This window comes from Micromonospora sp. NBC_01796 (assembly GCF_035917455.1).
Taxonomy (GTDB): Bacteria; Actinomycetota; Actinomycetes; order Mycobacteriales; family Micromonosporaceae; genus Micromonospora_G.
The window spans coordinates 8,077,902-8,093,229 of sequence record NZ_CP109078.1 but is presented as its reverse complement, the minus strand read 5'-3'; the positions used below and the strand labels follow the sequence as shown (position 1 = coordinate 8,093,229).

Here is a 15,328-nt window from a genome sequence, read left to right as displayed (position 1 = left end):
ACAGTCGATGGATGGACGTCATGACGAATCCAGAACTCCCGCACCAGGCGACCGGTTCCGACCAGTTCCGGGCCGCACCCGCGCCACCCGGCGCCTACCCCGACGGATCCACCAACGGTGGCCCGGCACCCGTGCACCGTGTCTCCAGCGCCACCCGGCACCTCAGCGCCGGTGCGTACCTCGACGACCGCTTCCGTCGGGCGAGCCTGAACCAGGTCTACCACCAGGTGAGGCGACTGGTCGCACCGTCGTACGGATACGACGTCATCACCGTCCTCGATCACTGCCTGCGCGCGGCGAAGATGGCGAACATCCGCGACGCGATCATCGTCGGCCTGCTGGTCATCTCCTTCTGTGCCGCACCGTTCGCCGCGCTCGCCGCCCTGAACGTGCTGCTCTTCATCCACCTGGGGGTCGCGACCTGGCGGGTCCTGCGCAAGACCGCGGTGGAGATGCAGAGCGACAAACCGTCCAGCGGCCTGGCCGTCCTCGGCCGGATCCTCACGCTGTTCCTCCAGTACACGGTCGCCACGATCGCGCTGATGGTGCTCAGCCTCCCCTTCATCCTCTCCTCCCTCGCTGCGGGCGAGGACATCGAGGAAACCTACGCCGCCAACACCTTCCTGACCCTGGGCGTTTTTATCCTGCTGCCCCTGCTGATCGCGGTGCCGGTCGCCATGAGCGCGTGGCGGCAGTGGCACCTCGACCGGCTCGCGCCGGGGCAGCCGATCGCCACCACCGCGCCGTCGCCGCGCTTCGACGAGATCCACCGTCAGGGCGGCGGGAACGTCGTCATCTACGCCGGATACTGGCCGTTCATCGGCTCGGGCAACATCCTGAAGTCCTGGGGCTTCGCCCAGCGGCTGGTCCGCGGCGCCGACCCGCTCGGCCGGCACCGGCCGGAGGCCGAACGGGAGTTCGAGCAGCCGCCGTTCAAGGCGCAGGACATCATCGAGTACGTACGGGACCACCTGCGGGGCCTGATCGGGACCGCCAACCCGGAACAGCAACTGCCGGGGCTCACCGTCTCCGACCGGGTGTTCCTCGCCGGAACGGAGGCCAGCCGGCTGGTTCCGTACCTGCCGCAGGAACAGGTCGACCAGGTCGTCCGGTACCCGACCGCGCCGGCCCGGCACTACCTGGTCTGCCAGGTGGTCTCCTGGCACGGTGAGCTGGTCACGACCGTCTACGTCCACTTCGCCGTGCAGGGCAAGTCGCTCTACACCGAACTGACCTCGATGGCCCTGCCACCCTGCAACGAGCGGTACCGGATCGTCGACCAGGTGGACGGCACCGGACCGACCGCCTACGTCAAGGGGATCCTCGGCGGCATCGTCGGGAGTCCGCTGACCGTCGCGCTGGCCCCGTTCAACCTGATCCGCGCCGGATACGACAGCCTGGTCGCCTCGTTCGCCCGGACGAGCGCGCCCGCCGCGGGTGAGTTGGCCCTGGGCTACGACTACGGGGCCAACTCCAGCGTCCGGGAGATGGGCACCGCACCGGACACCCGCAACCACACCCAGAGCCAGGACATCGTGAAGTACCAGCGGGTCATCGAACGCCGGGTCCTGGCCGCCATCCTCGACTTCCTCCAGAGCCGGGGCGTGGACACCAGCGAGTACCGGCAGCGGGCGATGACCCTGCTCAGCGCCGGTGCGGTGGTCACCGGTAGCGGCAGCATCAACGTGTACGGCGACGCGATCGGGACCCAGCAGCAGGAGGGTGCAGCACCGGCACCCGTACCCGGCGCGGGTGCCTGATGGGAGGGGAGACGGAGGACCGCGACGGCACCCGCAACATCGGGGCGCTGGTCACCGGATCGGGCAGCATCACCGTCGGTGGTTCCGCCGTCGGCAACCAGACGATCCACCATGAGCCGGAACCGCCCCGGCATCGGGCCGCCGGCCATGGCCGGGAAGACCGGGGAGGTGGCGGGCAGCGGGCCGACATCGGCATCCTCACCGTCCTGCCGGAGGAGATGTCGGCGGTGGTCGACGTGCTGGGCCGGATGACGGACTACGCGTCGTACCAGATGTTCGGCGGGGCACAGGTGCACGAGGCGTCGGTCCGTACCGACCACGGCACCCTCCGTACGGTCGCCATGCAGACCCTGCAACACGGCCCACGGTCCGCCGCGCTCGCCTACCGCGACCTGCGCCAGCACTACCGGCCGCCGATCGTCCTGCTGGTCGGCATCGCCGGTGGGATCAGGTCGAGGCTGGACATCGGCGACGTGGTGATCTCCGACGAGGTGATCTACTACGACGCCCGGAAGGAGACACCGACCGGGATCCTGCGGCGGGGACAGGCGCAGACGATGGCGCCGGTCCTGCTGCACCGGCTCAACGAGTTCTTCGTACGGCACCGGGGAACCGTCCAACTCGACCCGGACGAGCACTTCCGGATCCACCGTGGTCCGGTCGGGTCCGGCGACGCGGTGATCACCGATGCCGACTCGGACATCCGGATCTACCTGGAGCGGTTCAACGAACGGACGCTCGCGGTGGAGACCGAGGCGGGCGGTGTGGCCCAGGCGTTCTACGAGGAGATCAACGTCGACCAGACGCTGCGCGGGTGGCTGACCATCCGGGGCATCTCGGATCTGGCCGACCGGAACAAGGGACACGAGCATCACGACCTCGCCGCCCGGCACGCCGCGGCGGTGATGGAACGGCTGCTGCCGTACCTCTGGTTGACCGGGGCCGGACAGTGAGGCCGGCCGGCGGCCCGCGACCGGGACGGGAGGAGTTGCGTACGCCCGCCCGCAGGTCGTGGTGGTTTCGACTGGCGGGTCGGGAGTTGGAGGCGTACCTCACCGCGAGCCTGGCGTTGGCCGTCGGCCTGCTCAGCCTTCTCGACGTGGCGAGCCCGGCGATCGTCTCGGCCGCCACCCTGTCCATCCTCGGTCTGATCGTCTTCGACCTGTTGGCCGGCCGCCGGCGGATGCGCCGACTCGACTCCGCGATCCGGGACCTGGCGAAGTCGTTGGGCAGGGTGGGCCTGACCGAGTCCGTCGACCGGTTGATCACCGCCGCCGGCCCGGGAACCGTGTTGCGGATCGACGACGCGGAGGACATCCGCCTGGTCGGGGTCACCCTGAGCCGGACCATCCGCAGCCACCTGCACGACCTGGAGCGGCGACTGGCGGCCGGGGCGTCGATCCGGGTCGCCATCCTCGACCCGGACGGCCCCGGCCCTCGCGAGGCGGCCCGCCGCAACGCCGTACCGGACAACGCGCGGGTCTTCGAACACCGGTTGCAACCGACCATCGACCTGTTGCAGCATCTGGCCGCCGGCCTCGACGTGACCGGCCGGCTGGAGGTGCGTTTCCTCCAGTTCGTCCCGGCGTTCGGCCTGACCCTGGTCGACCCGGCGAAGGTGGACGGCCGGATCTCCGTTGACATCTACTCCCACCGGCCGGCCGGCCCGGAGGCGGTGATCACCCTCAACGCCGGCCGCGATCCGATCTGGTACCGCCATTTCGCCAGCGAGTTCGACCTGATCTGGGCCAGTGGGCAGCCGGCGCCGATCAGCGGCGGGCCGCGCGGGATCGGCACGGGCCCGGCATGACCGCCGCCGCCGGACCGCGCCGGTCGAGCGGTCGGACCGGTCCGATTCGGGCGAACCGGGGTCCGTCCCACCCACCGGCCGCGAACCGCCTGACGGGTACGGGCGGACTCTATGGTTACCCTCGCACTGTGCCTGCCCGTCCACCGAGCCCGTTCCGGATCGCCATCGACCTGGTCATCCTGACCATCCGTCAGGACCGGTTGCACGTTCTGCTGATCGAGCGGGGCAAGGAGCCGTTCAAGGGCCAACCGGCCCTGCCGGGCGGGTTCGTCCGGGCGGGTGAGGATCTCGACGACACCGCCGTACGCGAGCTCGCCGAGGAGACCGGGATCGACGGTCGGCGGCTCTACCTGGAGCAGGTGCGTACCTACGGGCACCCGGACCGGGACCCGCGTGGGCGGATCGCGTCGGTCGCGTACCTGGCGATCGCACCGGACCTGCCGATACCGGTCGCCGGTACGGACGCCGCGACGGCCCGGTGGGCGCCGGTCGACGACGATCTGCTCAGCCCCGGCCGGCTCGCCTTCGACCACCATGTGCTGCTGCGCGACGCCACCGACCGGGCCCGCGCCAAACTGGAGTACTCGCCCCTGGCCACCGAGTTCTGCCAGGAACTGTTCACCATCAGCGACCTGCGCGCGGTCTACGAGGCGGTCTGGGGCGTACGGCTCGACCCGCGCAACTTCCATCGCAAGGTCACCGGGGTCGACGACTTCGTGGTGGCCACAAAGGAGCGGCGGATTCCGCCGACGGGTCGGCCGGCGGTGCTGTACCGGCGCGGGGAGGCCTCCCTGTTGCATCCGGCGATGCTCCGGCCCGGGCGGGACAGCGGTGTCCGCGACGCTTGACCTCAACCAATGTTGAGGTCGGAGACTGTCCTCTCCACGAGGAGAGGATGTGTGGCGATGAGAGCAGCCGCGTTCACCGAGTTCGGCGGCCCGGAGGTGCTCCGGTTGATGGAACTGGAGACCCCGCAGGCGGGCACCGGCCAGGTACGGGTCCGGATAAAGGCGGCCGGGGTGCAGCCGTACGACTGCGCGGTCCGTGCCGGTTGGACCCCGCCCGGTATCGGGCCCGGTTTCCCCCGGGTGCCCGGCAACGAGTTCGCCGGGATCGTGGACCAGGTCGGGCCGGAGGTGACCGGGGTGACCGTCGGCGCCGAGGTGCTCGGCTTCGGCCAGCTCAACTGCTACGCCGAATACCTGGTCATCCCCGCCGACCAGATCACGCCCAAGCCGGAGTCCCTGCCCTGGACAGTCGCGGGCGGCTTCACCGCCGGTGCGCAGACCGCCCACATCGCCCTCCAGACCCTGGGCGTGGGTCCCGGGGACGTGCTGCTGGTCCACGGGGCGGCCGGCGCGGTCGGCACCGTGGCGGTGCAACTCGCCCAACTGTGGGGCGCCACCGTCATCGGCACCGCCCGCGAGGAGAACCACGACTACCTGCGCGGGCTCGGCGCCACCCCCGTCGCGTACGGGGACGGTCTGGCCGACCGGGTCCGGGCCCTCGCGCCCAGCGGTGTCTCGGCCGCGCTCGACGGGGCCGGCGGCGACGCGCTGCGGGTCTCGCTGGAGCTGGTGCCCGACCGCAAGCGGATCCTCACCCTGGTCGAGCACGACCAGGCGGAACCGCTCGGCATCCTGGTCACCCCCGCCCTGCGCTCCGCCGCCCGGCTGGCCGAACTGGTCGACCTGCACCACCGCAACCTGCTCCGCCTACACATCCGCGAAACCTTCCCCCTCTCCCGCGCCGCCGACGCCCACCGCGCCATGGAAACCGGCCACGGCCGAGGCAAGATCGTCATCACCATCCCCTGAGGTGCACCCTCTTGTAGAGAAAGAGTGGCTACCCAGCTCGGAATAGCCACTCTTTCTCTACAAGAGCCCCATGCGCGGGAAGCGCTGGAAGCGCGGGAAGCGCGGGTCAGCGGGCTAGGGCGACGGGGGAGGGGTGGAGGGTGACGCGGACGGGGGTGCCGGGGGTGAACTCGGTCAGGCGGGAGCTGGAGACCTGGGCGACCACCAGGGTGTCGTCCGGCATCGTCACCGTCACCCGGCTGATCGGGCCGAGGAAGCTGGCCGCGAGTACGCGCCCGCTGCCGTCCGGATCGGCGACCACGTCGACCGCCTCCGGGCGGACCAGCGCGGTCACCGGCACGGTCTTGTCCGACGGCGCGTCGGCCGGCTCCACCAGTGGCAGGGTGGCGCCGAGCACCTCCACCGTGTCGGCGTCGACCCGGCCGGGCAGCCGGTTGCTGAGGCCGACGAAGTCGGCCACGAACGCGCTCGCCGGACGCAGGTAGATCTCCGCCGGCGGCCCCAACTGCTCCAGCCGCCCACCGCGCATCACCCCGACCCGGTCGGCCACCGCCAGGGCCTCCTCCTGGTCGTGGGTGACGAACAGGGTGGTGGTGCCGACCTCGATCTGGATCCGGCGGATCTCGTCGCGCAACTGGACCCGGACCTTGGCGTCGAGCGCCGACAGCGGCTCGTCGAGCAGCAGCACCCGGGGCTGGATGGCGAGCGCGCGGGCGAGCGCCACCCGCTGTTGCTGACCACCGGAGAGCTGGTGCGGGTACTTGTCGGCGTGACCGCCGATGCCGACCAGGTCGAGCATGTCGCCGGCCCGCTCCCGCCGGGCGGCGGCGGGTCGGCCGCGCAGGCGCAGCCCGAACTCCACGTTCTCCCGCGCGGTCAGGTGCGGGAACAGGCTGTACGCCTGGAAGACCATCCCCATGTCGCGCCGGTTCACCGGCCGGTTGGTGATGTCCTCGCCGTCGACCAGGACCCGCCCCGAGTCGGCCTCCTCCAGACCGGCGAGCACCCGCAGCGCGGTGGTCTTGCCGCAGCCGGACGGACCGAGCAGCGCGACCAGCTCACCGGGGGCGAGTTCGAGGTCGAGCCCGTCCAGGGCGGAGGTGTTGCCGAACCGGCGGTGCAGCGATTCGAGTCGTACCGTGACGCCCTGCCGGGCGCCGTCGCGCTCGCCGGGCGCGGCGGCGACGCTGGTGGTACCGGTCACCGTGTCTCCTTCGGGGAAGTCCGGCGTCGGCCGCCGCCGACGAGGGACAAGAGCATCAGTAGGACGAATGCGAGCACCAGCGCGGTCAGCGAGACCGCGACCGACATCGTGGCGCTGCTCTTGCCGAGCAGGTTGATCGCGACCTGGAGGTTGCTGCGGTTGAGCAGGGACGCGATGGTGAACTCGCCCAGTACGAGCGCGACGGTGAGGAACGCGGCCGACAGCACCGCCGAGCGGATGTTCGGCAGCACCACCCGCCAGATCACCGTCGCCCAGCTCGCCCCGAGACTCCGGGACGCCTCGGCCAGGGTCCGTACGTCGATCGCGGACAGTCCCGCGTCGATCGACCGGTACGCGTACGGGAGCACCAGAATCGTGTACGCGAACGTGAGCGTGAGCGCCGAACCGCCGAGGAAGTAGGTGACCCACGCGTACACCGGGGCGAGCCCGACCACCAGCACGATCGCCGGGATGGTCAGCGGCAGCAGGCAGAGGAACTCCACCAGCCGGCGCAGCCGGGGCAGGCGCAGCCGTACCCAGACGACGGTCGGCACCAGCAGCAGCAGGGTGAGCGCGACGGTGAGCAGCACCAGCCCGAACGAGTTCACGACACCGGTCGCCAGATCCGGGTAGGTCTCGCCGAGCTGACCCCAGTCGACCAGCAGCTTCCAGGTCTCCAGGGTGTACGTGCCGTTCGGGCCACGGGTGGTGAACTCCAGCATCGCCACCAGCGGCAGCAGGAAGAAGATGCCGAGCAGGGTGACGATCGTCCAGCGGAAGGCCCGCTGGCGTCGGGCGCGGCGTCGGGTCACCCCAGCCATCGCGAACTCCTTCGCTGTAGCACCGCGTAGAGCCACATCACCAGCGCGACCACCACGATCATGCCGAGGGCCATCGCCTTGCCCAGGTTCTGCTGGCCGAGGATCACCTCGCTGGTCAGGGCGCCCCGGATCTGCAGCGGGATGATCGGGCTGCCCTGGCTGACCAGCGCCGCGGCGGTCGCGTACGCCGAGAAGGCGTTGGCGAACAGCAGCAGCGTCGAGCCGAGGAACGGCGGGGCGAGCAGCGGCATCGCCACCATTCGCCAGTACTGCCAGGTCGACCCGCCCAGGCTCTCCGCCGCCTCCCGCCACTGTGGACGGATGCCGTCCAGCGCGGGCAGGAACACGATCACCATCAGCGGCACCTGGAAGTAGGTGTAGACCAGCAGCAGGCCGGGCAGCTCGAACAGCCACACCCCGTGGGCGTAGATGTTGATGCCGAGGTGGTCCCGGAGGAACACCGTCACGAACCCGCTCAGCCCGATGGTGGCGACGAACGCGAAGGCGAGGGTCACCCCGCCGAACTGGGCGAGGACACCGGACGCCGAGGTGACGACCCGGCGCAGGACGCCGTCGGGCTTGGCGGTGACCAACGCGTACGCGAGCAGCCCGCCGAGGACCGCGCCGATCGCGGCGGTGACGGCGGAGAGCAGGATGCTGCGCCCGAACGCCTCCATGATGTACGAGGTGCCGATCGCCGACAGGTTGTCGAGGGTGAAGCCGCCGCCGTCGCCGGTGAACGCGCCGATCACCACCACCAGGGTGGGGATCGCCAGGAACAGCACGATGAATGCGAAGAACGGTACGACGCCGAGCAGGTCACGGCCCGGCAGGCTGATCCGGCGCCGGGCGGCCGGGGCGGGCCGGACCCCGGGCGCGGGCGCCACGGGGTCCGGGTGGGGCGTAACGACGGTCATCGTCGGTCAGCCCACTGCCTTCGCCCAGTTGGCCGCCAGGCTCTCCTTGGCCTTCGCGGTCTGCGGGTCGGTCAGGAACACCGGCTCGCCGCTGGTGACGGGGAGCTTGCCGTACGCGGCCTGGTCGAGGGTGCCGGCCTTGACCATGGCGTCGGCCCGTACCGGACGCGCGCCACCGCCGAGCCACAGGTTCTGGCCCTCGTCGGAGTAGAGGAACTCCTGCCACAGCCGCGCTGCGGCCGGGTGCGGGGCGTCCTTGCTGATCGCCTGCACGTAGTAGGAGCCGACAACCGCGTTCGACGGTACGACGGTCTTCCAGTCGAGCTTGCCCTGGAGCTTGGCGCCCTGGGCGACGTTCAGGTAGTCCCAGTCGATGACGACCGGCGTCTGGCCCGACTCGACAGTGGTCGAGGTCGGGTCGACCGGCAGGAAGTTGCCGGCCTTCTTGAGCTGGCCGAAGAAGTCGATGCCCTTGCTGACGTCGTCGGCCGAGCCACCGTTGCCCAGCGCCGCCATGACAACGCCGCTGAACGCCGCACCGGCCTGGGTCGGGTCGCCGTTGAGCGCCACCTTGCCCTTGAACTCCGGCTTGAGCAGGTCCGCGACGCTCTGCGGCGCCGGGACCTTGCTCGCGTCGTAGCCGATCGACATGTAGCCGCCGTAGTCGTTGACCCAGGTGCCGTTGGCGTCCTTGAGCGCCGCCGGCACGTCGTCCCAGGTCGCCACCTTGTACGGGGCGAACATCGAGGTGTTGGCCGACGCCACCGCGCCGCTGAGGTCGAACACGTCCGGGGCGCCGTCCTGGCCCTTGAGCTGGTTCGCCGCGTTGATCTCGTCCTGGCTCGACGCGTCCGGCTGAGCGGAGTTGACCTTGATGCCGTACTTCGTGTTGAACGCCTTGATGATCTCGCCGTAGTTGGCCCAGTCCGGCGGCAGCGCGATCACGTTGAGCTGCCCCTCCTTCTTGGCGGCCTCGACGAGCTTGTCGAGCCCACCGAGGTCGCTCACGCTCACGGCCTTGGCCGCGTCGCTGTTCGACGCGGCGCTTTCCTTCTCCGGGGGCGCACAGGCGGTAATGGCAAGCGCCGCGCTGGACGCCGCCAGTAGCGCAACTGTTCGGGCAACCGAGATTCGCACACTTCCTCCTTCTACGCCGGTTCGGCGTTCGGCCAGCACGGACTGCGCCTTTTCGGCAGTTGTACGCTCATGACTGGCCCCGAACATCATGCCCGGCCGCAATCGGTTGACCACCGTGCCAAATCAAAGCCCCGATGAACGTACGGCGCTGTCCAGTGGAACGATCGGCGCTGGAGTGGTGGTTGTGCGAGGTATCGGCACCGTGTCGGCCGACTGACCGGAATCACCGCCGGTCGCAGAGGGGGTCGCCGGGCCGGTCGGGCACCATTATCTTGTCCCGGTACCCACCGTGCAATGGTCGACGAATACGATCGAATTCGCGGGCACGGATTCGACGGTATTCGGTGAGCTATTCCTGCGACGTGTTCCCGGCATTCGGCGGCCAGAACGGCCACTCCTCGAACGCACGGCAGCGGCCGTCGTCGGCGAAACGCAGGATCCACAGATCGCGGAATTCCTGGTTGGTCGGCTCGCCGTAGTGCACCTCGGCGCGTACGACCGCGGTGTCACCGTCGACCGCGACCACCTCACTGGTCATCCGGAACGCCTCGTCCGGCCCCTCGCGCTCGGCCTCCCACATCCGCGCGATGGCGGGCAGCCCCAGCACCGGTTGCCGGTACGGCCCCTGCAGGTAACTCGCGTCGGCGGTGAAGATCGTGGCCAGCGGGTCGGTCCCCGGCGTACGCCACGCCCGCTCGTACGCCGCAACCCACTCGGTCACCCGCTCCCGATCCATGACCGGCAGTTTGCCAGGTGGCCGGTCACCCGCACCGGCGACAGGCGGAAGTGGGGCGACGCCGGGGCGGCTACCAGCGCCGGACGAGCCGGCCGCGAACCCGCAGCACGGTCATCGGGTCGCCGTGCGCTGGCGCCCGGTTGTCATCGCCAGAACACCGCCACGGCCGCGTTGGCCAGGGTGAACACGATGATGCCGAGGAAGTGGCCGCGGTTGACGGCGTCCCGCTTGCGGGAGAAGAACACCATCACGAAGATCGCGATGGCGATCAGCAGCTTGGTGAGGAGTTTGGCCGGCGACGGCTCGTCACCGTCGCGCAGCGGTGCCGCGAGCCCCAGGCCGGAGAGGAGTTGGATGCCCGCACCCCAGAGCATCGCCGGATTGATCCGCAGCACGCCGCTCACGTACTGGGCGATCGAACCGCCCAGCAACAGGGCGAAACCGATCAGGTGGACATAGAGCAACACCAGGCGTAGGGCTTCCACGCCCGACATTGTTCCCCATCCGTCGCCGTCACGATGTCCCGGCTTGCCGCCGTCGATCCCACGCCGCACAGACCGGGCGGTAGACCGAAGTCGCGGCGGTACGAGACTTCGGTTCGTAGTGCGCGTCACCGCGAGGAATCCAGACTCGTCGGTATGACCCAGCAGTCCCCGCCGGTCGATCCGGCCCCGCCGCCCCGGCTCGGTCGGCGGATGCTGCCCGTTCTCGGGCTCGCCCTGCTCGCGCCCTGGGTGGGCGAGTACGTGATGGGCAGCCACACCGTCCGCGACCTGCCGCTGATCATCTTCCTGGTACCGATGTACGGCGGCGGCGCGCTGCTGATCCGCGAGCTGGCCCGCCGTACCGGCCGGGGCTGGGCGACGATGCTGCTGCTCGGGCTGGCCTACGGCGTCATCGAGGCCGGCCTGTTCGACCAGTCACTGTTCAACCCCGACTACGCCGGGGTGGACTTCCAGAGCATCGCCCACATCCCCGGCCTGCGGATGAGCGGCTACTTCGGACTGATGTTCGTCGCCGGACACGCCATCTGGAGCATCGGCGTACCGATCGCCGTCATCGAGTCCCTGTTTCCCCGCCGCAGCACGACCCCGTGGTTGCGTACGCCCGGTCTGGTGGCGACCGCTGGTCTGTACCTGCTCGGCGGCGCCATCATCTACGCCGACCTCCAGGAGACCGAGGGCTTCAGCGCCAGCGCGGTCCAGCTCACCGTGGCCGCCGTTCTCGCGCTCGCCTTCATCGTGACCGCGTTCCGCGTACCGGACCGCCCGACCCGCCCCGGCGCCGGAGCGCCCGAGCGACGGGTACTGGTCCTGCTGCTCGCCCTCGTCGCGTCCCGCCTGCTCTGGATGCCGGAGAACTGGCTCGGGGTCGCCATCAGCCTCGCCGTGCTCACCGGGATGGCCTGGCTGGTCCTGCGCTGGTCCCGCAGTCCACGCTGGGACCAGGGACACCGGCTCGCGCTGGCCGGGGGTGCCCTGCTCACCCACGCCTGGGACGGCTTCTACCTGGCCCCGTGGCGACCCGTCTCCGCGACGGAGGAGCTGATCAGCGACATCGCCTTCACGGTCGCGGCGATCACCCTGATCCTCGTGGGCATCCGGCAGGTCCGGCGTGCCCGGCAACTCACGGCCGAACGAGAGCCGCAGCCGGTCGGCGGGTGACCACGTCGGGGCGGCGGATCCTCGCCCGGTGCCCGGTCCGGCCGACGCCTCGGGCTGGCCCACCGACGTACGCCAGCGCTCAACTGGAAGCCCGGTAACGCTTCCCCGTACGCGCCGCTACCCGGGACTGAGCCCGTCCAGCACCCGGTGCAGGCGGGCGGCGGTGTCCGGGGCGAAGGCCGATCCGGACAGCCGGACCCGGCGCCCCCGGCGGTACGCGGACAGCGGCTCGTCCGGCGGCGTCGCCAGCAGTCCGAGGATCGGCGGCAGGGCCTGCGCAACCGGTGCCGCGAACAGGCGGGAGAGCCCCTTGACCAGTGCCCGGGTGGGCTGGGTGAACGGATCCGCGAGGGCGGTGTCGACGAACAGCGGGTTGTACAGCACGTACCGGACCCGGGTGTCCGGGTGCCGGCCGGTGAATCCGACACCGAGCAGGTCGTTGGCCCTGGCAGCCTGCATCGTCGCGCGTAATCCGCTGTAGCGCCGGCTGAGCTGGAGATCGTCCCAGTGGATCCGCCCGACGGGGATGCCACCGGTCCCGCAGAGGCTGACGATCACCGGATCGGCGGCCCGCTCCAGGGCCGGTAGCAGACCACGGGCGAGCAGGAACCGGTTGAGCACATAGAGCGCGAACGTGTGCTCGAAGCCCTCGGCGGTGATGATCCGACGCGGGTTGTAGCGGAACGCGCCGAGTACCAGGGCGTCCAACTCCGGTTCCGTTGCGACCAGTTCGTCGATCAGCGTCACCGTACGGGCAACCGAGCTGAGGTCGGCCCGGATGAACGAGAGCCGGTCCGCCATCCCCAGACGTGTGGCCTCGTCCACCAGCGCCGCACCGTTGGCGGCACCACTGCCGACCGCCATCACCCGGTCACCGCTACCCAGCAGACTCAGCACAAGCCCCCTGCCGATGCCTCTCGTGCCGCCGCTGACAAGGACTGTCTTCATCGCTGTCCCTCCGTGATCCCGCCGTACCCTGACCACCATGGCTGGAGTGGGCAGCGGCGGAGAAGAAGGCACATCGATGTTCCCCGGACGGGGCGGGGCCGACGGGACGGCGGCGATCATTCCGTTGCCGGTCACGGCGGATGACCGGGCGGCGTGCGCGGCGACGGACGTGTTGCGCCGGGTCGGCGAGAAGTGGAGCGTGCTCGTACTCGCCCTGCTCGCCCAGCGTGCTTACGGCTTCAACGAGCTCGACCGCACCATCCACGGACTGAGTCGCCGGATGCTGACCCGTACGCTCCGCCTGCTCGAACGGGACGGACTCGTCCGGCGGACCGCCGCCGTGCAGCAGTGGCAGGGGAGCGAGTACGGCCTGACCGACCTCGGCAGGTCACTGCTCCCGCTCGTCATCGCGCTCGGCGAGTGGGCCGTGGACCACGACACCGACATCCGTCGGGCCCACGCCAGCTTCGACGCCTCGACCGCCACTGACGCACCCGTCGAAGCCGGCGGTGTTGTCGGTGCCGGAACAACCGGAGGACGCGGCATCCCGATCGCCTGACCGACCCCGCCGATATCGGTTGGAGACCCGGTGCCCGTCACCGGAAGAATGTGCCCGTGATGCTGCTGGTGCCCGCGAACCCTCTCCGTCCCCGCCGTCCGGACGAACACTTCGCCCCGGAGGCGGAAGCCGCCCGAGCCGCCGGGCTCGATGTCGGCCTGGTCGACCACGACGCACTCGCCCGAGGCGAGGAGGTCGAGCGGGCCGTCGCCTCGGTGAAGGGCGGCGGTACGGCGGTCTACCGGGGCTGGATGCTGCGCGGCGAGCGGTACGCCGCGTTCGCCGACGCGCTGGCCGGGAGGGGGGTGACCCTGCGGACCACCGGCGAGCAGTACCGGCGGGCACACGAGCTACCCGGTTGGTATCCGGCGCTGGCCGAGGTCACGCCGCGATCGGCCTGGACCACGGGCACGGACCGGGCGGACTTCGACCGGGTACGCGCCGAGTTGGGGGCGGGGCCGGCGGTGCTCCGGGACTACACGAAGTCGATGAAGCACCACTGGCACGAGGCGGCCTACATTCCCGACATCTCCGATGGTGTGGCCGCGTGGCGGGTGGCGAGCCGGTTCCTCCGGTTGCGTGAGGACGACTTCGTCGGCGGTTTTGTCCTGCGCCGATTCGAACGGTTCACCACCGCCGAGGTACGCACCTGGTGGGTCGACGGGGTGTGCGTACTGGTGGGGCCGCACCCGGACACCCCGGACGAGGCACCTGCCCGGGAGGTTGACCTGGCTGCGGTCGTACCGCTGGTTTCCGGTCTGGGTCTGCCGTTCGTGACCGTCGACCTGGCGCTGCGGGCGGACGGCGTGTGGCGGGTGATCGAGCTCGGCGACGGGCAGGTCAGTGACCGGCCCGCCGTCATCGAACCCGGCACCATGATCGCCGCCCTGTCCGCGGGCAACCCGTAGTGCGTGGCGCAGAATTCCCGGAACATCGTCGGCGGACTACTCGGGAACCTCGTCGGGCAGACCGAACCGGTCGAAGATCTCCGGCATCAGGAACGACATCACCTCGGCGATCTTCGTTCCCCGGAACTCGACCAGGTCGAGCCCCGCCGCCACGAAGACTCCCCGCTCGTCGTCCCACAGGTAGGTTCCGTACGCGACCTGGCCGTTCGCGTACGCCGGCAGGAAACGCCACCGCACGGTCAGTGGCCTTTCGAGCAGGAACGCCCTGATCGAGTCGTGTCCCTCGTACCACTGTGGCAGCGGTGGCATGGCGTACCTGGCGTCGTCGGTGAGCATCGCCACGATCGCGTCGACGTCGCCGTTCTCCCACGCGGTCGCGTACCGGTCCGCCAGCCGCCGTACGGTCCGGTCGTCGAGGGCCCCGAGGGTCGCCTGCTGGGTGACCCGGGGGAGCCGACCGTCGAGAACCCGGCGCGCCCGTTGCAGCGCGCTGTTGACGGCCGCGACCGTGGTGTCCAGCAGGTCGGCGACCTCGCGGGCGGAGAACCCGAGCACCTCGCGCAGGATCAGCACCGCTCGCTGCCCGGCCGACAGGTGCTGGAGCGCCGCGACAAATGCCAGCTCCACTCCCTCGCGGGCGACGTAGCGCGCCTCCGGCCCCTGGTCCGCCCAACCCAGCCTGGCATCCGGGTACGGCTCCAGCCACGCGACCTCCGCCGGTGGTACGGCGCCGGGGCTGAGATCGGTCGGCAGCTCCCGGCGACGGCGACGCTCGATCAGGGTCAGGCACCTGTTGGTCGCGATCCGGTACAGCCACGGCCGGATCGAGCCACGGTCGTCGAACCGTCCCAGGGCCTGCCAGGCGCGTACCAGCGACTCCTGTAGCGCGTCCTCGGCGTCGTGCATCGACCCGAGCATCCGGTAGCAGTGCGTCTGCAACTCGTTTCGGAACGGATCGACCAGTTGGCCGAACGCATCCGGATCACCCGACCGCGCCGCCGCCAGCAGCTTTGTCTCCACCACGTCCCCGATCGTCACCGCGGCCAG

The 15,328-nt window shown here is 70.4% G+C and carries 16 protein-coding genes; 8 read left to right on the top strand and 8 right to left on the bottom strand.

Annotation, left to right across the window (positions count from 1 at the left end; all coding sequences use genetic code 11):
* The first annotated feature begins 20 nt into the window (after positions 1-20).
* The 5 genes from OIE47_RS35980 to OIE47_RS35960 all read left to right on the top strand — a co-directional run bounded on the left by OIE47_RS35980 (position 21) and on the right by OIE47_RS35960 (position 5,387).
* A complete protein-coding gene (locus OIE47_RS35980; RefSeq protein ID WP_326559011.1) occupies positions 21-1,760 on the top strand; it encodes a hypothetical protein in 1,740 nt (579 codons plus the stop codon).
* Positions 1,760-2,713, top strand: a complete 954-nt coding sequence (locus OIE47_RS35975; RefSeq protein WP_326559010.1) for a 5'-methylthioadenosine/S-adenosylhomocysteine nucleosidase family protein — start codon at positions 1,760-1,762, stop codon at positions 2,711-2,713. Before OIE47_RS35980 ends, OIE47_RS35975 begins: the two co-directional genes overlap by 1 nt.
* The gene (locus OIE47_RS35970) at positions 2,710-3,570 is read left to right on the top strand and encodes a hypothetical protein (RefSeq protein WP_326559009.1); all 861 of its coding nucleotides are present in this window, start codon (positions 2,710-2,712) and stop codon (positions 3,568-3,570) included. The genes OIE47_RS35975 and OIE47_RS35970 overlap by 4 nt, the downstream gene beginning before the upstream one ends.
* Before the next feature lie 128 nt (positions 3,571-3,698).
* Positions 3,699-4,418, top strand: a complete 720-nt coding sequence (locus OIE47_RS35965) for an NUDIX hydrolase (protein ID WP_326559008.1) — start codon at positions 3,699-3,701, stop codon at positions 4,416-4,418.
* Positions 4,419-4,475: 57 nt separating this feature from the next.
* Entirely contained in the window at positions 4,476-5,387 is a 912-nt protein-coding gene (locus OIE47_RS35960; RefSeq protein ID WP_326559007.1) for an NADP-dependent oxidoreductase, read from the top strand.
* 106 nt (positions 5,388-5,493) lie between these two features.
* On the opposite strand, the gene OIE47_RS35955 is transcribed toward OIE47_RS35960, so the two are convergent.
* From OIE47_RS35955 to OIE47_RS35930, 6 genes are all read right to left on the bottom strand, one after another.
* The gene (locus tag OIE47_RS35955; protein ID WP_326559006.1) at positions 5,494-6,591 is read right to left on the bottom strand and encodes an ABC transporter ATP-binding protein; all 1,098 of its coding nucleotides are present in this window, start codon (positions 6,589-6,591) and stop codon (positions 5,494-5,496) included.
* Positions 6,588-7,412: an ABC transporter permease gene (locus OIE47_RS35950; RefSeq protein WP_326559005.1), complete on the bottom strand. Its 825-nt coding sequence runs from the start codon at positions 7,410-7,412 to the stop codon at positions 6,588-6,590. Before OIE47_RS35950 ends, OIE47_RS35955 begins: the two co-directional genes overlap by 4 nt.
* Positions 7,400-8,329, bottom strand: coding sequence for an ABC transporter permease (locus tag OIE47_RS35945; RefSeq protein ID WP_326559004.1), 930 nt, complete (start codon positions 8,327-8,329; stop codon positions 7,400-7,402). The genes OIE47_RS35950 and OIE47_RS35945 overlap by 13 nt, the downstream gene beginning before the upstream one ends.
* A gap of 6 nt (positions 8,330-8,335) precedes the next feature.
* Entirely contained in the window at positions 8,336-9,466 is a 1,131-nt protein-coding gene (locus OIE47_RS35940) for an ABC transporter substrate-binding protein (RefSeq protein WP_326559003.1), read from the bottom strand.
* Between the two features lie 349 nt (positions 9,467-9,815).
* Positions 9,816-10,202, bottom strand: coding sequence for a YybH family protein (locus OIE47_RS35935; protein ID WP_326559002.1), 387 nt, complete (start codon positions 10,200-10,202; stop codon positions 9,816-9,818).
* A gap of 143 nt (positions 10,203-10,345) precedes the next feature.
* A complete protein-coding gene (locus OIE47_RS35930) occupies positions 10,346-10,687 on the bottom strand; it encodes a hypothetical protein (protein ID WP_326559001.1) in 342 nt (113 codons plus the stop codon).
* 153 nt (positions 10,688-10,840) lie between these two features.
* Between OIE47_RS35930 and OIE47_RS35925 the strand changes: the two genes are divergently transcribed.
* On the top strand, positions 10,841-11,866 hold the full coding sequence (locus tag OIE47_RS35925) for a hypothetical protein (protein WP_326559000.1): 1,026 nt from the start codon (positions 10,841-10,843) through the stop codon (positions 11,864-11,866).
* 117 nt (positions 11,867-11,983) lie between these two features.
* Here OIE47_RS35925 and OIE47_RS35920 read toward each other — a convergent pair whose 3' ends face one another.
* Positions 11,984-12,814 carry an SDR family NAD(P)-dependent oxidoreductase gene (locus OIE47_RS35920; protein ID WP_326558999.1) on the bottom strand — a complete coding sequence of 277 codons (831 nt, stop codon included), beginning with the start codon at positions 12,812-12,814 and terminating at the stop codon, positions 11,984-11,986.
* A gap of 37 nt (positions 12,815-12,851) precedes the next feature.
* Here OIE47_RS35920 and OIE47_RS35915 point away from each other — a divergent pair, with 37 nt between their 5' ends.
* Together OIE47_RS35915 and OIE47_RS35910 are read left to right on the top strand one after the other, a co-directional pair.
* On the top strand, positions 12,852-13,373 hold the full coding sequence (locus OIE47_RS35915) for a winged helix-turn-helix transcriptional regulator (protein WP_326558998.1): 522 nt from the start codon (positions 12,852-12,854) through the stop codon (positions 13,371-13,373).
* Between the two features lie 59 nt (positions 13,374-13,432).
* Positions 13,433-14,281, top strand: coding sequence for an ATP-grasp domain-containing protein (locus OIE47_RS35910; protein ID WP_326558997.1), 849 nt, complete (start codon positions 13,433-13,435; stop codon positions 14,279-14,281).
* Between the two features lie 36 nt (positions 14,282-14,317).
* Here the strand turns inward: OIE47_RS35910 and OIE47_RS35905 are convergent, their stop codons facing one another.
* Positions 14,318-15,313: a sigma-70 family RNA polymerase sigma factor gene (locus OIE47_RS35905; protein ID WP_326563332.1), complete on the bottom strand. Its 996-nt coding sequence runs from the start codon at positions 15,311-15,313 to the stop codon at positions 14,318-14,320.
* Between the last annotated feature and the right edge of the window lie 15 nt (positions 15,314-15,328).